Below are 19,642 nucleotides of genomic sequence, written 5' to 3'. Positions count from 1 at the left end.
GATCATATATGTTTTCTGATCGATTCAGTCAAGCGCGGCGATCAACACCGTCGCTCCGCCGGTCGCGTAGTTGGGCACGTCCTCGCCCGGCGCGCGGCCTTCCGGCGTCGCCATCGAGGCCTGCAACTCCTCTTCGCTGTCGAAGTAGAGCTCGACGACGCGGTAATACGGCGGCGGGCTGCCGTCGGGCGTCGCCACCACGAGCGCCTTCTCGAAGCGGCGCAGGTTCGGCATCTTCTCGACGAGGGGGATGTGGCGCTCGTCGAAGTGCTTTTCGAACGCCGCCGGGTCTTCGGGATGGCCGTACAGCACGGTGAGCTTGATCATGATTGGAAAACCTATACGATCAGGGCCGGAGCGATCCGGCGCCATGCGTCGCGGGGCGGCGTGTCGTCGACGGCGTCGATCACCTGGATGCAGACGTGGTCCGCGCCCGCCTCGAGCTGCGCGCGCACGCGCTCGGCGATCGCCTCCTCGTCACCCCACGCGACCAGCGCGTCGACGAGCGCGTCGCTGCCGCCGCCCGCGAAGTCCGCGTCGCCGTATCCGAGGCGACGCAGGTTGGCGACGTAGTTGGGCAGTTCGAGGTACGCCGCGACGTGCGCGCGGGCGGCGGCGCGGTCCGGCGCCAGCACGACGCCCTGCTCGACCGCGAGCGCACGGTCCGGCCCGAGGATCTCGCGCGCCTGCCGGGTGTGCTCGACCGGCACGAGATACGGGTGCGCGCCGGCCGCGCGGGTGCGCGAGAGCTCGAGCATCTTCGGCCCCAGCGCGGCCAGCAGGCGGTCGCCCGATCCGAGAACGTCCAACTCGTCGAGATAGGCGCGCATCGCGGACAGGGGCTTCGCGTAGCGCTCGCCGATCACCGCCTCGTGGCTCGCGCCGAGGCCGAGGGTGAAGCGCTCGCCCAGCGCCGCGGACCGTGCCGCGACCTCCGCCGCGTCGTGCATCCAGATGTTGAGGATGCCCGTGAGCAGGGGGATCGAGCGCGTCGCGGCGAGCAATTCCTCGCACGCGCCGAACACGTCGCCGCCCACGTCAGGGATCCACAGCGCCGCGTAGCCGAGCTCTTCGAGCTCCGCCGCCGCGTCGCGCGCGTCCTCTCGATCGCGGCTGAACCGCAACTCGCGACTCCACACACCGACTCGTCCGTTCCACATGTAAAGCAAATCGTATAGGATCGTCGTGATGATTCGCGGCATTCACATCGTCGTCGCTCAGCCCCCTCCGGGCGTGTCGGACGCGGAATTCAACCGCTGGTACGACGCACACCTGGACGAGATCCTGTCGGTCAAGGGCTTTCGTTCCGCGCGCCGCTTCCAGCTCGAGCCGGTCGTCGGCGAAGCGGGCCTTCCGCACCGCTTCATCTGCGTCTACGAGACCGACGGCGACCCGCGCGAGGCGGTCGCCGAGCTCGAGCGCGCCGGGATGGGCTCGCGCGACTCCTACGCGGACCTCAAGGACTCGGACGCGGGTGCGCTGCCGCTCCCGGAGTGGTGGGACCAGGTCCAGTTCGCGTCGTGGAACGGCCAGCCGCTGGGAGAGGAGCGCCATGGACCTCGGGCTTGAGGGCAAGGTCGTCCTGGTCACCGGCGCGGCGTCGGGGATCGGCCGCGCGACGGCCAAGGCCTTCGCCGGCGAAGGGGCGACGCTCGCGCTGGTCGACCGCGACGCCGGCGGCCTGCACTCGGTGCGGGAGGAGATCGTCGCGGCCGGCGGTCGCGCCACCACGCACGTCGTCGACGTCAGCGACAGCGCCGAGGTCGATGACGCGCACGACGAGGTGGCCGTCGAGCACGGGCGCATCGACGTGGCCTTCAACAACGCGGGCGTGATCGAGCCCGTCGGGTGGTTCCACGAGACCCCGGAGGGTTCCTGGGACCGGGTCATCGGCGTCAACCTCAAGGGCGTCTGGCTGTGCATGCGCGCCCAGTTGCGTCACATGTACGCCCGCCGGGACGGCGTGATCGTCAACACCTCGTCCGCCGCCGGGCTGGTCGGCGCGCCCGGCACGAGCCCGTACACGACCGCCAAGCACGGGGTGATCGGGCTCACGCGCACCGCGGCGCTCGAGTACGCGACGTCCGGCATCCGCGTCAACGCGGTCGCCCCCGGCACCGTGGCGACGCCGATGAACGACTCGTTCGCGCGGATGGAGAACGACCCGTTCGCCGATGCTCCCGTGCGCCACGGGCATCCCAACGGGCGCCTCGCGCGTCCCGACGAGATCGCCGACGCGGTGCTGTTCCTGGCCAGCGGGCGGTCGACGTTCGCGACCGGCTCGACCCTCGTCGTGGACGGCGGCTACACCGCGCAGTAGCGCTCGATCGCCGCGACGACGTAGTCGAGGCCCGCCGCGCTCCCCGGCAGCACGCCGATCTGGCCGAAGAAGCCGTGCATCTGCCCTGCGAAGCGCTTGTGCGAGACGTCCACGCCCGCCGCGCGCAGGCGCTCGGCGTAGGCCTCGCCCTCGTCGCGCAGCACGTCGTGCTCGGCCGTCAGCACGACCGCCGGCGGGGCGCCCGCCAGGCTCGGCGCCCGCAACGGCGCGAGCCGCGGGTCGCGCTGAGCGCCCGGCGCGTAGCGTTCGAAGAACCACAGCATCAGCTCGCGGGTCACGATCAGCTGGTTGGCGGGATCGCGATAGGACGCGGTCTCGGTGTCGGCGTCGGTCGCCGGCTCGATCAGGATCTGGAGCGCGACCTTCGGTCCCGCGTGCGCGGACCGCTGCGCGACGACCGCGGCGAGGTTGCCGCCCGAGCTGTCACCCGCGACGATCAACGGCAACCCGGCAGAGTATTCCGCGGCCCAGAGGAGCGCGGTCCACGCGTCGTCGACCGCCGCCGGGAACGGATGCTCGGGGGCCAGGCGGTACTCGGCGAGCACGACCGTGCACGCGGCGCGGTCGGCGAGCGTCCGGCCGAGCGTCTCGACCTCGTCGAGCGACCCGGCCACCCAGCCGCCGCCGTGGAAGAAGACGAGCACGGCTCGCGACGCCGCGTGTGGCACGAGTACGCGCAGCTCCAGGCCGTCGCCAACCGTGTGGCGCTCGACCCGCGCCATCTCCGGACCGCTCCCGAACCGGCGCGCCATCTCGGCGCCGAACGCCCGCATCCCTTCGACGGTCAGCTCCCCGTCGCCGGCCGGCAGCTCGTCCAAGAGGGACTTCGTCTCAATGTCGAGTGTCATCCTCTATCAAATGCTATAGGATCGCCTGCATGGGAACGCGCAAGCTCTACCTGGTGTTCAGCAAGCCGCCGGATCGCGTCTCCGACGACGAGTACCAGCGTTGGTACGACGTCCACGCGCGCGAAAACATCCAATCGCCGGGCTTCGTCAGCGCCCGCCGGTTCGCGATCACGCCGTCGCGCGGCGACGACGCGCCCTTGTCGCACCTCGCGCTCTACGAGTACGAGGACGAACAGCAGGTGTGGCGCGACGACCTCGACCGCCGCATCGGGCTCGGGATGATCCAGCTGCCGGAGTGGTTCCGCGAGATCACGTTCCAGAGTTGGGACTGCTCGGCGCTGAGCGACCGGATCGACCCATGAGCACCGTCGATCGGCTGCAGTCGATCGAGGAGATCCGGGCGTTGATCGCGACGTACGCCATCAGCTTCGACGACCACGACTGGGAGCGGTTCGGCTCGCTCTGGACCGAAGACGCGGCGTTCGTCGTCGACGGCGAGGCCTTCGAGCCGCGCGAGGCGATGCTCGAGTTCCTGACCACGTGCCTGCCCGACGACTACGCCGGCAAGCACATGAACTCGCCGCCGCTGATCGAGCTCTCCCCCGACGGCGAGAGCGCCTCGGCGGACACGGACGTCGTCTGGATCCCGCAGAACTTCGAGAACGCGATCGTCGCCCGCTACCACGACACGCTGGTGCGGCGCGACGGGCGCTGGTTGTTCGCGCGGCGCGAAGAGACGCCGCTCCAGTACAAGCCCGGGCCGCCGCCGATGTCCGTGACGGCGGTGGGGGTCAGCGGCGCCACCATGCGCACGGGAGGGGACTAGATGGAGCTCGCCGATCTGATCGAGCCGGGCGCGGAGCTGCGCCGCCTGGGTGACGGCTACCAGTTCACCGAGGGTCCGGTGTGGGTCGCCTCGCAGGGCTGCCTGGAGTTCGTCGACATCCCGAGCGACACGCGCTGGCGCTGGAGCGAGGAGCGCGGCATGGAGGTGGCGCTTTCGCCGATGTTCAAGGCGAGCGGGCTCGCGCTCGACCGCGAGGGCCGGATCGTCGCCTGCGAGGGCCTGTCGAGCTGCGTGGCGCGCTTCGAGAACGGGCACCGCGAGGTGCTCGCCTACCACTACCGCGGCACGTACCTCAACAGCCCGAACGACCTCGTCACGCGCGGGCTCGACGGCAGCATCTACTTCACCGACCCGGACTACGGGCGCTGGAACGACTGGATCGGCCTGGAGCGCAGCAAACCGCTCGGCTACCGCGGCGTCTACCGGATCGCACCCGACGGCGAGCTGCACCTCGTCGTCGCCGAGGACGAGTTCGACCAGCCCAACGGGATCACGTTCTCGCCGGACGAGTCGCTGCTCTACGTCAACGACTCCAGCGCGCGCGAGGTCAAGGTGTTCGACGTCGAGCCGGACGGCTCGCTGCGCAACGGCCGCATGTTCGCGTCCGGCATCGGCAGCGGCGTGCCCGGCCAGGGCAACGTCGACGGCATGGAGTGCGACGAGCACGGCAACGTCTGGGTCACCGGGCCGGGCGGCGTCTGGGTGCTCACGCCCGACGGCGAGCACCTCGGCACCGTCGCCACGCCGGAGGTGTGCGGCAGCATCGCCTGGGGCGGCGAGGACCTGCACTCGCTGTTCCTGATGACCTCGACCACGGTCCACGTCGTGCGCACGCTCGTCGGGCCGCCACCGCTCCCGGGCTCATGACCGAGATCCGGCTGTACATGTTCGACGGCGGCATCACGCATCTCCCGCTGCGCAACTTCACGTTCGGCAAGGGCGGCGGCGGCGAGATGATCACCACGCCGACGCCCTACTTCGTCATCACCCACCCGCGCGGGAACGCGATCATCGACGGCGGCAACCCGCCGGAGGTGGCCGTCGACGCGGCCAAGCACTGGGGGCCGATCACGGAGATGTCGACCCCGGTGATGCGGCCCGAGCAGGCCCTGCTGCCGTCGCTGGAGCGCGTCGGCATCGACCCGGCGAGCATCCGCTGGGTCGTCCAGACGCACCTGCACCTCGATCACACCGGCGCGGTCGCGGTGATCGACCGGCTCCCGAACGCCGAGGTGCTGGTGACGCGCACCGAGCACGAGTTCGCGCACGCGCCGGACCCGCTCGCCCGCATCAGCTACGTGCTCGCCGACTACGCCAAGCCGGGCGTGCCCTGGGCGCTGCTCGAGGACGCAGAAGACGGCTACGACGTCTACGGCGACGGCACGCTGATCGGCTGGCGCTCGCCCGGGCACTCGCCAGGGCACATGTCGTTCGAGGTCAACCTGCCCAGCGGCGAGACCTATCTCCTGTGCGGCGACGCGGCCAACGCGCGCGACCACTGGGACAACGGCGCGCTCCCGGGGTTCATGGTCTCGGCGTCCGACACCGCGCGCTCACTGAGCCGGCTGAAGCGGCTCGCCTGGCGGCGCGACGCGATCGTCGTCACCGGTCACGACCCGGGCCTGTGGGACGAATTCAAGCGAGCCCCCGAGTTCTATTCGTGATCGCGGCGATCGCGGAACGGCTGATCCCGGGCGCGTGCGAGGCGGGCGTCGATCGCTACATGGAGGCGCACCGGGCCGCCTTCTCCGGGGCGCTCGAGGCGCTCGCCGGGTTCGAGGACGCCGCCGATCAGGACGCGCTCCTCGCCGAGCTCGAACGCGAGCGCCCGGACCTGTTCGACCCGCTCCTCGCACACGCCCGTCAAGGCATGTTCGGCGACCCGTCCTACGGCGGGAACATCGACCGCGTGGGCTGGAAGCTGCTCGGCTACCCCGGGCCGCGGCCGGTGTGGACGGCGGCCGACCAAGCCTTGATATGACCGACGTCGTGCTCGTCGGGCTCGGCGGCGCGGGCGGCATCGCCGCGCACGTGCTGACCGCGGCCGGCGCGGAGGTCGTCGCGCTCGAGGCCGGCCCGCGGCGCAGCGCCGCGGAGATGACCTTCGACGAGATCCGCAACGACGTGCGCGAGTGGCTTGCCGAGCCCAAGGCCCGCGGCGAGCTCCCCACCTTCCGCCACTCAGCCGACCAGCCGTCCGGCCCCTCGCCGTACCCGATGCTGATGGCCAACGGCGTCGGCGGCTCGACGCTGCACTATCCGGGCCTGAGCGCGCGGTTGGATTCCTGGGACTTCCGCCACTGGCCGATCGACTACGCCGAGCTGGAGCCCTACTACGCGCTGACCGAGCGCACGATCGGCGTCACCCGCGACCTGCGCCGCACCGGCTGGACCGAGCTGATGAGCGACGCGGCGACGCGGCTCGGCTGGCACCCGCACGCCGCGCCGGCGGCGATCGACGCCGCCCGCTGCACGTACTGCGGCTTCTGCACGTGCAACGGCTGCCACGTCACGGCCAAGGGCTCGACCGACGCGACCGTGATCCCGCGCGCGGAGGCGACCGGGCGGCTGCACGTCCGCACCGGCGCGCGCGTGGTGCGGATCGAGGCGCGCCGCGGCCGCGTCACCGGCGTCACCTACGTGCAGGACGGGCGGGTGCTCTTCCAGCCCGCCGGCGCGGTCCTGCTCGGCGGCTTCGTCTACGAGAACGTGCGCCTGCTGCTGCTCTCCGGCCTCGGCGGCGACCAGGTCGGCGCGGGCTACATGGCGCATGGCACGCCCAACGTCTGCGGCCGCTTCCCGGGCCGCCGGCTCAACCTGTTCAGCGGCCTGTGGTCGCAGGCCACCTGCGTGCGCGACTTCGAGGCCGGCATGCTGACCGCGTCGCACGAGTTCAAGCCGATCGCGGCGTCGAACCTGCACCCGCCGTCGGTGCCGCGCTGGGGCGCGGCGTGGAAGGCGTGGCTGCAGGCCAACGCGCAGTCGGTCGGCACGGTCAGCGGGCAACTGGAGACGCTGCCGTACGAGCACAACCGGCTCGATCTGGACCCGCACCAGCGCGACCCGTACGGCGTGCCCGTCGTGCGCGTCACGCACCGTCTCGGCGAGCACGAGCGGCGTGGCTTCGCGTTCCTGCGCGCGCGGATGACGGAGTGGCTGCGCGAGGCCGGCGCCGACCTCACCTGGGCGCCGGACGAGCCGTCGGTCGACGCGCGCCACTGCTACGGCGGCACGCGGATGGGCGACGACCCCGCGACCTCGGTGGTTGATCGCTGGGGCTTCGTGCACGGTCTGGAGAACCTCGGCGTGCTCGGCGCGTCGCTGTTCTGCTCGACCGGAGGCGTCAACCCGACGCTCACCGTGCAGGCGCTGGCCTGGCGGACCGCGACGCGGTTGACAACATCAGATATGTTTTCCGATAGGAAACCCACGGTGTTCGAGGAGAGCGCATGAGCAGCGTCATGACGGCGCGGGAGATCGGCGGCGTCGCCGTCCCCGAGGTGCCGACCCAGTTGTTCATCGGCGGCGAATGGCGCGACGCCGCGAACGATGCGACGTTCGACGTCGTCGCCCCCGCCTATGAGCAGCACCTGGCCACGGTCGCCGCGGCCGGCGCCGAGGACGTCGACGCCGCCGTGCGGGCCGCGCGCGCCCAGTCCGACGGAGGCGCGTGGGCGCAGCTCACGCCCGCCGACCGCGGCCTGTTGCTGTTCCGGCTCGCCGACCTGATCGAGCGCGACATCGAGCTGCTCGCGACGCTCGAGGGCTTCGACGTCGGCCGTCCGGCGTACGAGCCGCGGCTCGTCGACCTCCCGAACGTCGTCGACGTGTTCCGCCACTTCGCGGGCTGGGCCGACAAGATCGAGGGCCGCTGGATCACGCCGCTGCCGTTCTTCGGCCAGCAGCGCCAGGCGTACACGATCCGCGAGCCCGTCGGCGTCGTCGGCGCGATCACCGCGTGGAACGCGCCGACGCTGATCGCCGCCTGGAAGCTCGCGCCCGCGCTCGCGGCCGGCAACACGCTCGTGCTCAAGCCGGCCGAGGACGCGCCGCTGAGCACGCTGCACCTGGCGAAGCTGATCGAGGAGGCCGGCTTCCCGGCCGGCGTCGTCAACGTCATCCCCGGCCTGGGCGCGACGGCGGGCGCCGCGCTCGTCGCCCACCCCGGCGTCGACAAGGTCTCGTTCACCGGCAGCCCCGAGGTGGGTCGCGAGGTCGGGATCCAGGCGGCGCGCGACTTCAAGCGCGTGACGCTCGAGCTCGGCGGCAAGTCGCCGCAGATCATCCTCGCCGACGCCGACCCCGCGGCGGTCGTCCCCGGCGTCGCGATCGGGCTGTGGGCCAACCAGGGCGAGGTGTGCGCCGCCGGCACGCGGATCCTCGTCGCGCGCGAGCGCTACGACGACGTCGTCGCCGGCCTCGCCGACGCGGCGCGCGCGGTCTCGCTCGGCGACCCGTTCGACGCGGGGACGACGATGGGCGCGCTGATCAACGCGCGCCAGCTCGACCGCGTCACCGGCTACATCGCCCAGGGGCGCGAACAGGGCGCCGAGCTCGTCGCCGGCGGCGAGCGGCCAGAGCGGCCCGGGTACTTCGTGCAGCCGACGATCTTCGCCGGCGGCGACGCCGACATCGGAATCGCGCGCGACGAGATCTTCGGCCCGGTCGGCCTCGTGCGCTCGTTCGACGACGTCGACGACGCGATCGCGCAGGCCAACGACACGCGCTACGGCCTCGCCGCGTACGTGTGGACGCGCGACATCTCCAAGGCGCACCAGGTCGCCGCGCGCGTGCGCGCCGGCAGCGTGTGGATCAACGGCGGCGCGCCGCCGGACCCGCGGACGCCGTGGGGCGGCATGCGGTCAAGCGGCGTCGGACGCGAGCTCGGCTGGGCCGGGATCGAGGCCAACACCGAAGAGAAGACGGTCACGCTCACGCTCTGAGCGGAAGGGATTGCACCGAATGAACGAGCAACTGTTCGAGCGCGGGATCGAGATCCGCGAGAAGATGTGGGGCCCCGCGGGCGCGCGCGACAAGGTCGAGGCGGCGACGCCGTTCAGCCGCCCGCTCGAGGATCTCGTCACGGTCTACTGCTTCGGCGAGACGTGGGGACGCGAGCAGGAGCTCAGCCACGACATCCGCAGCATGCTGACGATCGGGATGCTGATCGCCCTCGGTCGCTCACACGAGATCCGCGTCCACGTACAGGGCGCGCTGGCCAACGGCGTGACGATCGAGCAGATCCGGGAGGTGCTGCTGCACTCCGCGATCTACTGCGGCATCCCGGCGGCGGTCGACGCGTTCCGCAACGCCGAAGCCGTGCTCACCGAACTGGGCGAACTGTGACCGGCGAAGCCTCGCCCTGCGGGCTCGCTTCGCTGGGAGCAATCGCCCAGAGGGCGATTCTCCCGGCCGAGGTGGCGCGATGACCGCCCTCGTCGGCTTCGTCGGCCTCGGCAACATGGGGCGGCCGATGGCCCGCAACCTCGCGGCCGCCGGCTTCGCGCTGGTCGTGCGCGACGCCGATCCGGCGCGCGGGGAGGAGTTCGGCGGCGACGCCGGCTCGCCCGAGGCATTCGCCGGCTGCGACGTCGTCGTGACGATGCTGCCGAACGACGGCATCGTGCGCGACGCGCTGCTCGGGTGGGGGATCGCCGCGGTGCTGGACCCGTCGGCGGTCGTCGTCGACATGAGCTCCTCGAACCCGACGGCGACCCGTGCGCTCGGCGCCGTCCTGGGCGTCGCGCTCATCGACGCGCCCGTGTCGGGCGGCGTGCCGCGGGCCGAGACGGGGACGCTCTCGATCATGGTGGGGTCCGACGACGAGGACGCGGTCGCCCGGGCGCTGCCCGTGCTGGAGGCGCTCGGCGACCGCGTCTTCCGCGTTGGGCCGCTCGGTGCCGGGCACGCGCTGAAGGCGCTCAACAACTACCTCGCGGCCGCCGCCTACGCGGCGACCGCCGAGGCGCTCGCCATCGGACAGGCCTATGGGCTGGACCCGGAGACGCTGATCTCGGTCGTCAACACGTCGACCGGGCGCAGCTTCAGCACCGAGCACGTGTACGCCGAGCACGTCGTGCCGGGCCGCTACGCGACCGGCTTCGCCGCCGGTCTGCTGGCCAAGGACGTCGCGATCGCGGCCGACATCGCGCGCAGCGCCGGGATCGACGCGCCGGCGCTCGAGCTCGTCAACGAGCGCTGGGCGCAGGCGATCGCCGAGCTCCCGCCCGGCGCCGACCACTCCGAGGCGCACAAGCCGTGGTACGCGCGGGAGACCGTTCCGTGAGCGCGTTGGTGCGTGAGCGACATGGTCTGGGGCCGTCGGACGACGGCGAGATCTCGCTGTCCGCCCTCGAGCAGAACCCGTACCCGATCTACCGGCGGCTGCGCGACGAGGGCGTGGTGTGGGTGGAGGCCGCCGGCCGCTGGTTGGTCACGCGCTGGGACGACGTCGACGCCGTCGAGCGCGACTCGGACGCCTTCACGGCGATGGAGGAGGCGTCGCTGCAGACGCGGGTGATGGGGCGCACGATGCTGCGCAGCGACGGCGCCGAGCACCGGCGGCTGCGCCGCGCGGCGCAGTCCGCCCTCAGCCCGCAGGCGATCGAGCGCCACTGGCTGCCGGAGTTCCGCCACATCGCCGACGACCTGATCGACGGCTTCGCGGACCGCGGCGCCGCCGATCTGATGACGGAGTTCTGCGGCCCGTTCGCGGCCCGTTGCCTGGCGCGCGTCCTCGGCTTCGCCGACGCGACGGACCGCGACCTGCAGTTCTGGTCGCAGGCGCTGATGGACGCGACCGCCAACTACGCCGACGACCCGGACGTGTGGGCGGTGGGTGAGATCGCCGCGAGCCAGGTCGACATGGCCACGGACGCGGCGATCGAGCGCGTGCGCGCCACGCCCGACCACTCCGTGATCAGCGCGATGGTGCACGCTGACGGCGACGGCCGGCCGCTGACCCGCGAGGAGATCATCGCCAACACCAAGCTGATGATCGGCGGTGGCCTCAACGAGCCGCGCGACGGACTCGGGTTCGCGATCTGGGCACTGCTGACCCACCCGGAGGCGCGCGCGCTGGCGCTGGCCGACCCGACCGCGTGGCCGACGATCACCGAGGAGGCGCTGCGCTGGATGTCGCCGCTGGCCATGTTCCCGCGCCAGGTCGCCAAGCCGGTCCGGCTGGCGGACACCGTGCTCGAGCCGGGCGCGCGGCTCGGGTTGCTGGTCGCCGCGGCCAACCGCGACGAGCGCCACTGGGAGGATCCGGACCGCTTCGACGTCCACCGGCCCAAGCAGCGCACGGTGTCGTTCGGCGTCGGGCATCACTTCTGCCTCGGCGTCTGGATGGCCCGCGCCCAGATCGGCGGGGCGGCGCTGCCGGCGCTGTTCGGGCGCCTGGACGCGCTCGCGGCCGATCTCGACAGTCCGCCCGAGATCCGCGGGTGGGTGTTCCGCGGGCATACTCGCCTGCACTCCATCTGGTCGCGCTAGCGTACGCCTCGCCGAGTCATGGCCCCTACACCAAAGCCCAAGAACCTCACCAAGCAGGAGCGCGTGTACCGCGAGGTGCGCGAGCGGATCTTGAGCGGCGCCTACGGCCCCGGATACCGCGTCGTGATCGATTCGCTGGCCGAGGAGTTCGAGGTGTCGGCGCTCCCCGTACGCGAGGCGATCCGGCGGCTCGAGGCCGAAGGACTCGTCATCTACCGGCCCAACGCCGGCGCGCAGGTGGCGCCCGCCGAGCCCGGCGTCTTCGACGAGGAGATGACCGTCCTGGCGATCCTCGAGGGCTACGCGACCGCGCTCGCGGCGCCCGAGCTCACCGCCGCGGACATCGAGCAGCTGACGGAGATCAACGAGCGCATGATCCGGGCGATGGAGCAGATGGACTCGCTGACCTTCGGCCGCCTCAACCAGGAGTTCCACGCGCTGATCCACCAGCGCTGCCCGAACGCCGCGCTGGTATCGATGCTGCACGACGTCGCCCGCCGCCTGGACGCGATCCGCCGGACCGTCTTCATCCAGATCCCGTACCGCGGCGCCGAGTCCGTCAGCGAGCACCGCGGGCTGATCGAGCTGCTGTCAGCAGGTGCGCCATCTGACGCGATCGAAGCGGCCGCGCGCCAACACAAGCTGCACACGGTCGAGAGCTTCCGCGCCTGGCAGAAAGAGCACGCTTAGGCGAGTGCGTGCGCGTCCAGGAGCGCGGCGACGCGCTGCTGCGACGCCTCGCTGAGCGCGGAGAGCGGCTCGCGGGCGAAGCCCGACGGCAGCCGGCCCATCCGCTCCATGACCCACTTGGCGGGCACGGGGTTGGTCTCCGTGAACGCGGCCTCGACGAGCGGGTGCAGCGCGTAGTGCAACTCGCGCGCACGATCGTGATCGCCCGCCACGAAGGCGTCGTAGAGGTCGGCGACGATGCGCGGCGCGAAGTTGCCGGCGCAGCTGAGGTGCCCGCGCCCGCCGAGCACGAGCATCGGGTAGCAGAGCAGCTCGATTCCGGACAACGCGATGAAGTCGCGGCCGCATTCGCTGAGCACGTAGGAGACGTGCTCGAAGTCGCGCGTGGTCTCCTTGATGCCGACGATGTTGTCGTGGGCGCGGCGCAGCCGGCCGACGGTGGCGGGCGTGATGTCGACCGCCGCGCGCACCGGCACGTTGTAGACCAGCAGCGGGAAGTCCGGGAACTCGCCCGCGACGCGCGCGTACCAGTCGAACAGGCCCTGCTGCTGCGCGCGGCCGTAATACGGCGTGACGACGAGCGCGCCGGCGGCGCCGAGCCGCTCCGCCTCGGCCGTCAGCTCGAGCGTCTCGCTCATCAACGCGCTGCCGGTGCCGGGCAGGAACGGCACGCGACCGTCGATCGCGCTCGCGGCCGCGCGCATCACCGCGATCCGCTCCTCGATCGTCATCGAGGTCGGCTCGCCGGTCGACCCGCCGACCGAGATGCCGTGCGTGCCCTGCTCGAGCTGCCACTCGATCAGCGGCGCGATGCTGTCCAGGTCCAGCGATCCGTCGGGCGCGAACGGCGTCACGAGCGGCGTGATCGCGCCCCGGATGCACGTCGGATCTGCGGCGAATGTCATGGCTGCTCCTCGTGCCAGTGCTCGTAGTCGGGACGACGCGCCGGCGACAGCGGATAGATCCCGCGAATCGACTCGCCGGCCTTGACGCGCTCGAGCGCCCACGCCTCGCGGTGCTCCTGCTCGAGCGCGTCGCGCGCGACGTCCTCGGCGAGCGCCGCGGGGATGACCAGCACGCCCTCGGCGTCGCCGACCATCACGTCACCGGGCACGACCAGCGTGCCGCCGCAGGCGATCGGCACGTTGACCTCGAGCGGGAAGTGCAGCAGGCCGAGCACGGCGGCGTGCGGCGCCTGGTAGTAGGTGGGAATGTCCAGGGCGGCGAGCGCCGGGCTGTCGCGCAGCCCGCCGTCGGTCACGATCCCGGTCGCGCCGCGGGCGAGCGCACGCGCGGCGAGAATGTCGCCGATCGTGCCGGCGCCCGGCTCCCCGCGCGCGTCGATCACGAGCACCTCGTTCGGCCCGATCGACTCGACGGCGCGCTTCTGGGCGTTCAATTCCGCGGTGTCGGCGTCGCGGACGTCCTCGCGCAGCGGGACGTAGCGCAGCGTGTAGGCGTAGCCGAGCAGTCGCTGATCCGGACGCGTGGGGCGCAAGCCGGCCATGAACGTGTTGGCGATCCCGCGCGAGCGCAATTGCGTCGTGAGCGTCGCGGTCGAGACCTCGAGGAGCGCTTGGCGCGCCGGCTCGGACAGCGTGTACGGGCGCGGGGCGCCCGTCCCCCAGGCCTCGCCGCGCACCGCGGCGGAGACCTTGGGCTGCGCGCCGTGACCGGCCAGCGGCTCGTCGGACTCGACCACGCGGTTGCGCACGCGACCGACACCCTCGAGCTCCACCTCGATCTCGTCGCCCGGCTCGACCGGCCGCGAGCCGGCGGGCGTGCCGGTGAGGATCACGTCGCCGGGCTCGAGCGTGACGAAGCGGGAGAGGTCAGCGACGAGGAGGCCGAAGGGGAAGATGAGGTTCGCCGTCGAGTCCTCCTGCACGACCTCGCCGTTGACCCGCGTGCGCAGGGTCAGCGCATCGAGGTCGAATCCGTCGACCGCCGTCGGGGCGCCGAGCGGCGTGTATCCGTCGTGGCCCTTGGCCATCAGATTCGAGCCCCGATCGGCCCAGCGCAGGTCGTAGAGCCCGACGTCGTTGGCGGGCGCGATCCAGCCGATGTGCCGCGCGCCGTCCTCGGGCGTGACCTGGCGCGCCCGCGTGCCGATGACGACGGCGACCTCGCCCTCGAACGCGAGCAGCTCCGTGCCGCGCGGGCGGACGACGACATCGCCGTCGGCCGCGAGTGACGACGGCGGCTTGAGGAAGTAGGACGGTACCGCCGGAGTCCGGCCGCGCTGCGCCGCGCGGCTGCGGTAGTTCAGGTGCACGGCGATGATCTTCGAGGCAGGTGGTGGCGTCACCGATAGAAGATCCTATACGTTTTCCGATGCAGATATCGAATCGGAGGAGAGAAACGATGACCGTCCGCGCCGACAACCTCGGCAGCCTGCTGCGCCCGCCGTACCTGCTGGATGCCCGTCACGACGGCCTGACGCCGGATGAGCTGCGCGTCGTCGAGGACCGGGCGATCGAGGAGGCGGTGCAGCTCCAGGAGGATGCTGGGCTGCAGATCGTCACCGACGGCGAGTACCGCCGCCGGTTCTTCTTCTCGACCGTCGAGGTGCTGCTCGAAGGCATCGACCCGCTCGGCTTCGTCCGCCATCACCGCGACGAGGAGGGCGTCGAGCACGAGCTGCGCACGCCGACGCCCGTCGCCCGGCTGAAGCGGATCGGCACGCTCGCCGACTACGAGGTCGCGTTCCTGCGCCCGCGGACGAAGCGGCTCGTGAAGGTGACGATGCCGCCTCCGTCGCTGCTGGTGAACTACTTTACGGATGGCGTCTCGGACAAGGCGTACCCCGACCGCGAGGCCTACCGGGAGCACCTGATCGAGCTGCTCAACGAGGACGCGCGCGCCCTGGCCGCGGCGGGCGTCGACCACATCCAGCTCGACGCGCCGCACTACGCCTACATCCAGAAGCTCGTCGCGGACGTGACCGACCGCAACGCCACCCTGCGCCGCCTCGTCGAGACCGACAACCGCGTGTTCGACGGCGTCGAGGGCGTCACGAAGTCGCTGCACATCTGCCGCGGCAACGACCGCAGCCACTTCACCGGCACCGAGCCCTACGACGAGTTCGCCGCCGCGATCTTCCCGCACACGGTCGCCGACCGGCTGCTGCTGGAGTACGACGACGAGCGCTCGGGCGGGTTCGCGCCGCTGCGCCACGCGCGCGAGGACCAGACCGTCGTGCTCGGCCTCGTCACGACCAAGCGCTCGGACATGGAGAGCGGGGACGAGCTCAAGGCGCGGATCGAGGAGGCGGCGGCGTTCATGCCACTCGAGCGGCTCGCGCTCTCCACCCAGTGCGGGTTCGGGTCCAACGCCGAGGGCAACGCGATCACCTACGACGCGCAGCGCGCGAAGCTCGAGCTCGTCGTGCAGGTCGCGACCGACGTCTGGGGCAACGCGTGAGCTCCGTCGAGGAGCGGCTGCAGGCGCTCGAGGACCGCGAGGCGATCCGCGCGCTGCTGACGGCGTACCGCCGCGCGCTCGACGAGAAGGAGTTCGAGGCCTACGCCGACCTGTTCGGCGACGACGGCGAGTTCGTCACCGACGGGCGGAGCGTGCGCGGGCGCGCCGAGATCCTGGCGATGCTGGCGGAGCTCCAGGCGGAGGGCGCCCTGAGCGTGGCGGCGGGCGACGATCGCCACCTCGTGACCAACGTGGAGATCGCCGTGGACGGCGACCGCGCCACGGCACTCAGCACGTGGGTCTACCTCACCCGCGGGCCCGGCGACCAGCCGCAGCTGTCGCTCGTCGGGCACTACGAGGATTCGCTGCGCCGGACCGCCGCGGGCTGGCGGTTCGCCCGCCGCGCGGCGCCGTGCGACATCCCCCTACCCTGACGGCGTGCAGGAGCTGGCGCGGCGCTCGATCGACGGGTTCGCGGAGACGCTCGCCTGCCTCGGACGGACCGGCGTCGGGGGAGCGAGCGAGATCCGCGCACCCGGTCTCGTCGGCGCGCGGGTGCCGTGGGCGACGGACAACCACTGGATCGACGCGGCGGTCGCCGCTCCCGGCGCCGACCTGACCGGCGCGCCGCATTGCGTCTGGAGCACCGAGGCCGCGCCGGCGGAGGCCGAGATGCCGTGCATGGGGCTCGTCCTCGACGGCTGGCGGGCGCCCCGCGAGGACGCGGTCGAGGCGCCGCCGCCGGCGGCGGTCGGGGAGCTCAACGACCTGGCGTACGGTCAGGCGGATCGGCTCGGCCCGCTGGTCGCCGCGATCGGCGATCCGCGCGTGCACACGCATGGCGTGCGGGTCGACGGTGAATGGGCGTGCGTCGCGCTGACGCTGCGGCTCGGCGACGACGTGAGCGTCCAGTACGTCGCCACCGGCGCCGCCTACCGCCGCCAGGGCCTCGCGGCGTGGGTAGTCGGCGCGGCGCTGGCCGAGGCCTCGGCCGACGGCATGCGCACCGCGACGCTCCAGGCCAGCCCCGACGGGTACGGCGTCTACGAGCGGCTCGGCTTCCGCACGGTCACGACGCTGCGCGCGTCGATCCTGCCTTGAACCCGCGCAGGCGCAACGCGTTGAAGACGACGCTGAGGCTCGAGAGCGCCATCGCGAGGCCCGCGATCACCGGGTTGAGCAGGCCGACCGCGGCCAGCGGGATGGCGGCGACGTTGTAGCCGAACGCCCACACGAGGTTCTGCTTGATCGTGCGCAGCGTGGCGCGGGAGAGGCGGATGGCGTCGGCGGCGGCGTTGAGGTCGCCGGAGACCAGCGTCAGGTCGGAGGCTTCGATCGCCACGTCGGTGCCGGTGCCGATCGCGAGGCCGAGGTCGGCCTGCGCGAGGGCGGGCGCGTCGTTGACGCCGTCGCCGGCCATCGCCACGACGCGGCCTTCGGCCTGCAGGCGGCGGATGACGTCGGCCTTCTCGGCGGGCATGACCTCCGCGATCACCTCGTCGATGCCCACTTCTTGCGCGACGGCGCGGGCGGTGGTGGCGTTGTCGCCGGTGAGCAGGATCGGGGTGAGGCCGAGGGCGCGCAGGCGCGCGATCGCGGGCTTCGAGCTCGGCTTGACCGTGTCGGCGACGACGAAGACCGCCTTGGCCTCGCCGTCCCAGCCGCCGACGATCGCGGTGTGCCCGCGGGCCTCGGCAGCGCGCACGGCCTCGGCGAGCGCGGGGGTGATGCCTTGGTAAGCCTCTGGCTTACCAAGCGAGCGCGCGACGAACGCGGGGCGGCCGGCGACGACGTGACGCCCGGCCACGACGCCTTCGACGCCCAGGCCTTCGTGCGCTTCGAACTCGTCCACCGCCGCCAGTTCCGGCGCCGCGGCGGCGATCGCGCGGGCGATCGGGTGCTCGGAGAAGTGCTCGAGCGAGCCGACCAGGCGCAGCGCGTCGTCGTCGCCGACGACCTCGACGAGGGACATCTTGCCGCTCGTCACGGTGCCGGTCTTGTCGAGGACGATCGTGTCGACGCGGCGGGTGGACTCGAGCACCTCCGGGCCCTTGATCAGCAGGCCGAGTTGGGCGCCGCGGCCCGTGCCGACCATCAGCGCGACCGGCGTGGCGAGGCCGAGGGCGCACGGGCAGGCGATGATCAGCACGGCGACGGCGGCGGTGAACGCGAACGTCGCGCTCTCGCCCGTGCCGAGCCAGAAGCCGAGCGTGGCGACTGAGAGCGCGATCACGACCGGGACGAACACGCCCGCGACGCGATCGGCGAGCCGCTGCACCGGCGCCTTGCCGGTCTGGGCGGCCGTGACGAGCCGCGCGATCTGCGCCAGCGCGGTGTCGGCGCCGACCTTGGTGGCGCGCACGAGCAGGCGCCCGCCGGCGTTGACCGTCGCGCCCGCGACCTCCGCCCCGGGGCCGACCTCGACCGGGACCGGCTCGCCCGTCAGCAGGCTCATGTCGACCGCCGAGCGGCCCTCTTCGACGACGCCGTCGGTCGCGACCTTCTCGCCCGGGCGGACGAGGAAGACGTCGCCGACCTTCAAGGCCTCGACGGAAACGGTCCGCCCGTCGGCGAGCGTGACGTCCTTGGCGCCGAGCTCGAGCAGCGCCTTCAACGCGGCGCCGGCGCTGCGCTTGGCCTTGGCCTCGAAGTAGCGGCCGGCGAGGATGAACGTGGTGACGACCGCGGCCGTCTCCAGGTAGATGTGGTTCGCCCCCTCGCCCTGCTCGGGGATCAGGTCGAAGCTCATCCGCATGCCGGCCATGCCGGCGTCGCCGAAGATCAGGGCGTAGAGCGACCACAGCCACGCGGCGAGTGTGCCGAGGCTGATCAGCGTGTCCATCGTCGCGGTGCCGTGGCGCAGGTTCGTCCACGCCGCTTTGTGGAACGGGAACGCGCCCCAGAGCACCACGGGCGTGGCGAGGTTGAGCGCGAGCCACTGCCAGTTGTCGAACTGCAGTGCTCCGATCATCGAGACCAGCAGGACCGGCAGCGAGAGGATCGCCGACAGGATCAGCCGGAAACGAAGAGAGGCGAGCTCGTCGACCGTGCCGGGTGCTTCGGGCTCCTCGGCCGGCAGCACCGCGTGATAGCCCGCGGCCTCGACCGCGCCCACCAGCGCCTCGGGCTCCACGGCCGCCGGGTCATAGTCGACCGTCGCCTTCTCGGTGGCGTAGTTGACGCTCGCCTGGACGCCGTCGAGCTTGTTCAGCTTGCGCTCGATCCGGTTCGCGCACGACGCGCACGTCATGCCCGTGATTGGCAGCTCGATCGTCGCGCTCATCGCGTGAACTCCGCGGTGTGAACCCGGCCGTCGTGCTTGAACTGCAGGTACAACCGATACCGGGTAGAGGTATCCAGATCCGCCTCGAACGCGACGCCCTGCTCCTCGGTGGGATGCACGTGCAGGAAGGCGAGATCGCCCTCGCGCAGCGCCACCAGGTGACCGCCGGCGCCGAGGTACGGCTCGGTGGCGACCGGCTTGCCGCCCTTGGAGATCGCGAAGACGAGCTCGGAGCCGCGCGGGTTCAGCTTGACGGTGTACCCGTCGGTCTGCGTGACCGTGTTCGCGGCGGGCAGCGGCGCGTAGGTCGCCGCGCCGTCGACCGTCAGGTCCGCCGCCAGCGTGCGCGGCTCGCCGCCGCGCTGAAAGTCCGCGAAGACGCGATACGCCCCGGCGTCGGCGAGCGTGATCGGCGCGCTCCACGTGCCATCGGCGCCGAGCGTCGGATGCAGATGCTGGAACCCCCGCCCATCGCGCCGCACCACGATCAGGTGCATCGGCTTCTCGTGCGTGACCTCGAAGTCGCGCACGGGACCGCGAGCGTCATCGACGGCGAACCGCAACGTGGTGGCGGACCCGCGCGGCAGCGAGGTCGAGCCGAGCGCGAGGCGCAGCCCGCCGTCGGCGACGGCGAGTCCGCGCACGCCGTCGGCCGCGCCATGGCCGGCGGCGGCAGGGCCGCCGTGGCCGCCCGTCGCCGCGTCGGCCGCGCCGTG

The 19,642-nt window shown here is 72.1% G+C and carries 23 protein-coding genes; 16 read left to right on the top strand and 7 right to left on the bottom strand.

Annotated elements, in window-relative coordinates:
* Positions 1–24: 24 nt before the first annotated feature.
* Both OM076_RS33805 and OM076_RS33800 read right to left on the bottom strand, forming a co-directional pair.
* Positions 25–327, bottom strand: a complete 303-nt coding sequence (locus tag OM076_RS33805; RefSeq protein ID WP_270044573.1) for an EthD family reductase — start codon at positions 325–327, stop codon at positions 25–27.
* 11 nt (positions 328–338) lie between these two features.
* Positions 339–1,160, bottom strand: a complete 822-nt coding sequence (locus tag OM076_RS33800) for a TIGR03620 family F420-dependent LLM class oxidoreductase (protein WP_270044572.1) — start codon at positions 1,158–1,160, stop codon at positions 339–341.
* 28 nt (positions 1,161–1,188) lie between these two features.
* Here OM076_RS33800 and OM076_RS33795 point away from each other — a divergent pair, with 28 nt between their 5' ends.
* Complete coding sequence (locus OM076_RS33795; RefSeq protein WP_270044571.1) at positions 1,189–1,569, top strand: hypothetical protein; 381 nt, start codon at positions 1,189–1,191, stop codon at positions 1,567–1,569.
* On the top strand, positions 1,553–2,320 hold the full coding sequence (locus OM076_RS33790; RefSeq protein WP_270044570.1) for an SDR family NAD(P)-dependent oxidoreductase: 768 nt from the start codon (positions 1,553–1,555) through the stop codon (positions 2,318–2,320). Before OM076_RS33795 ends, OM076_RS33790 begins: the two co-directional genes overlap by 17 nt.
* On the opposite strand, the gene OM076_RS33785 is transcribed toward OM076_RS33790, so the two are convergent.
* The gene (locus OM076_RS33785) at positions 2,305–3,189 is read right to left on the bottom strand and encodes an alpha/beta hydrolase (protein ID WP_270044568.1); all 885 of its coding nucleotides are present in this window, start codon (positions 3,187–3,189) and stop codon (positions 2,305–2,307) included. The genes OM076_RS33790 and OM076_RS33785 overlap by 16 nt on opposite strands.
* Before the next feature lie 29 nt (positions 3,190–3,218).
* Here OM076_RS33785 and OM076_RS33780 point away from each other — a divergent pair, with 29 nt between their 5' ends.
* The 11 genes from OM076_RS33780 (at position 3,219) to OM076_RS33730 (ending at position 12,220) form a co-directional block, all read left to right on the top strand.
* Entirely contained in the window at positions 3,219–3,551 is a 333-nt protein-coding gene (locus OM076_RS33780; protein WP_270044566.1) for a hypothetical protein, read from the top strand.
* On the top strand, positions 3,548–4,015 hold the full coding sequence (locus OM076_RS33775) for a nuclear transport factor 2 family protein (protein WP_270044565.1): 468 nt from the start codon (positions 3,548–3,550) through the stop codon (positions 4,013–4,015). The genes OM076_RS33780 and OM076_RS33775 overlap by 4 nt, the downstream gene beginning before the upstream one ends.
* Positions 4,016–4,903 (top strand): SMP-30/gluconolactonase/LRE family protein, encoded by an 888-nt coding sequence (locus OM076_RS33770; RefSeq protein ID WP_270044564.1) that lies wholly within the window; start codon positions 4,016–4,018, stop codon positions 4,901–4,903. It begins immediately after the preceding gene.
* Entirely contained in the window at positions 4,900–5,700 is an 801-nt protein-coding gene (locus tag OM076_RS33765) for an N-acyl homoserine lactonase family protein (RefSeq protein WP_270044563.1), read from the top strand. Before OM076_RS33770 ends, OM076_RS33765 begins: the two co-directional genes overlap by 4 nt.
* Positions 5,697–6,017, top strand: a complete 321-nt coding sequence (locus OM076_RS33760; RefSeq protein WP_270044562.1) for a gluconate 2-dehydrogenase subunit 3 family protein — start codon at positions 5,697–5,699, stop codon at positions 6,015–6,017. The genes OM076_RS33765 and OM076_RS33760 overlap by 4 nt, the downstream gene beginning before the upstream one ends.
* Positions 6,014–7,489, top strand: a complete 1,476-nt coding sequence (locus OM076_RS33755) for a GMC oxidoreductase (RefSeq protein WP_270044561.1) — start codon at positions 6,014–6,016, stop codon at positions 7,487–7,489. The genes OM076_RS33760 and OM076_RS33755 overlap by 4 nt, the downstream gene beginning before the upstream one ends.
* A gap of 8 nt (positions 7,490–7,497) precedes the next feature.
* Positions 7,498–8,979: an aldehyde dehydrogenase family protein gene (locus tag OM076_RS33750; protein WP_372518113.1), complete on the top strand. Its 1,482-nt coding sequence runs from the start codon at positions 7,498–7,500 to the stop codon at positions 8,977–8,979.
* A gap of 19 nt (positions 8,980–8,998) precedes the next feature.
* Positions 8,999–9,382, top strand: coding sequence for a carboxymuconolactone decarboxylase family protein (locus tag OM076_RS33745; protein WP_270044559.1), 384 nt, complete (start codon positions 8,999–9,001; stop codon positions 9,380–9,382).
* 79 nt (positions 9,383–9,461) lie between these two features.
* Positions 9,462–10,322 (top strand): NAD(P)-dependent oxidoreductase, encoded by an 861-nt coding sequence (locus OM076_RS33740; protein WP_270044558.1) that lies wholly within the window; start codon positions 9,462–9,464, stop codon positions 10,320–10,322.
* Positions 10,323–10,330: 8 nt separating this feature from the next.
* The gene (locus OM076_RS46470) at positions 10,331–11,530 is read left to right on the top strand and encodes a cytochrome P450 (protein ID WP_270044557.1); all 1,200 of its coding nucleotides are present in this window, start codon (positions 10,331–10,333) and stop codon (positions 11,528–11,530) included.
* An 18-nt stretch (positions 11,531–11,548) separates the two neighbouring features.
* A complete protein-coding gene (locus tag OM076_RS33730) occupies positions 11,549–12,220 on the top strand; it encodes a GntR family transcriptional regulator (RefSeq protein WP_270044556.1) in 672 nt (223 codons plus the stop codon).
* Here OM076_RS33730 and dapA read toward each other — a convergent pair.
* Both dapA and OM076_RS33720 read right to left on the bottom strand, forming a co-directional pair.
* A complete protein-coding gene (dapA, locus tag OM076_RS33725) occupies positions 12,217–13,125 on the bottom strand; it encodes a 4-hydroxy-tetrahydrodipicolinate synthase (protein WP_270044555.1) in 909 nt (302 codons plus the stop codon). The two genes, OM076_RS33730 and dapA, sit on opposite strands and share 4 nt — an antisense overlap.
* A complete protein-coding gene (locus OM076_RS33720; RefSeq protein ID WP_270044554.1) occupies positions 13,122–14,528 on the bottom strand; it encodes a fumarylacetoacetate hydrolase family protein in 1,407 nt (468 codons plus the stop codon). The genes dapA and OM076_RS33720 overlap by 4 nt, the downstream gene beginning before the upstream one ends.
* A gap of 56 nt (positions 14,529–14,584) precedes the next feature.
* Between OM076_RS33720 and OM076_RS33715 the strand changes: the two genes are divergently transcribed.
* From OM076_RS33715 to OM076_RS33705, 3 genes are read left to right on the top strand one after another with little or no spacing between them, the layout of a single operon-like run.
* On the top strand, positions 14,585–15,643 hold the full coding sequence (locus OM076_RS33715; RefSeq protein ID WP_270044553.1) for a cobalamin-independent methionine synthase II family protein: 1,059 nt from the start codon (positions 14,585–14,587) through the stop codon (positions 15,641–15,643).
* The gene (locus OM076_RS33710; RefSeq protein ID WP_270044552.1) at positions 15,640–16,077 is read left to right on the top strand and encodes a nuclear transport factor 2 family protein; all 438 of its coding nucleotides are present in this window, start codon (positions 15,640–15,642) and stop codon (positions 16,075–16,077) included. The genes OM076_RS33715 and OM076_RS33710 overlap by 4 nt, the downstream gene beginning before the upstream one ends.
* 4 nt (positions 16,078–16,081) lie before the next feature.
* Positions 16,082–16,744, top strand: a complete 663-nt coding sequence (locus OM076_RS33705; protein ID WP_270044551.1) for a GNAT family N-acetyltransferase — start codon at positions 16,082–16,084, stop codon at positions 16,742–16,744.
* On the opposite strand, the gene OM076_RS33700 is transcribed toward OM076_RS33705, so the two are convergent.
* Complete coding sequence (locus OM076_RS33700; protein WP_270044550.1) at positions 16,713–18,926, bottom strand: heavy metal translocating P-type ATPase; 2,214 nt, start codon at positions 18,924–18,926, stop codon at positions 16,713–16,715. The genes OM076_RS33705 and OM076_RS33700 overlap by 32 nt on opposite strands.
* Positions 18,923–19,642, bottom strand: a 720-nt coding sequence (locus tag OM076_RS33695; protein WP_270044549.1) for a DUF8832 domain-containing protein, incomplete at its 5' end; no start/stop codon positions are given. The genes OM076_RS33700 and OM076_RS33695, both read right to left, overlap by 4 nt.

The organism is Solirubrobacter ginsenosidimutans, assembly GCF_027587205.1.
The sequence above is the reverse complement of the archived record's forward strand: the minus strand, read 5'-3'. Positions and strand labels throughout refer to the sequence as shown.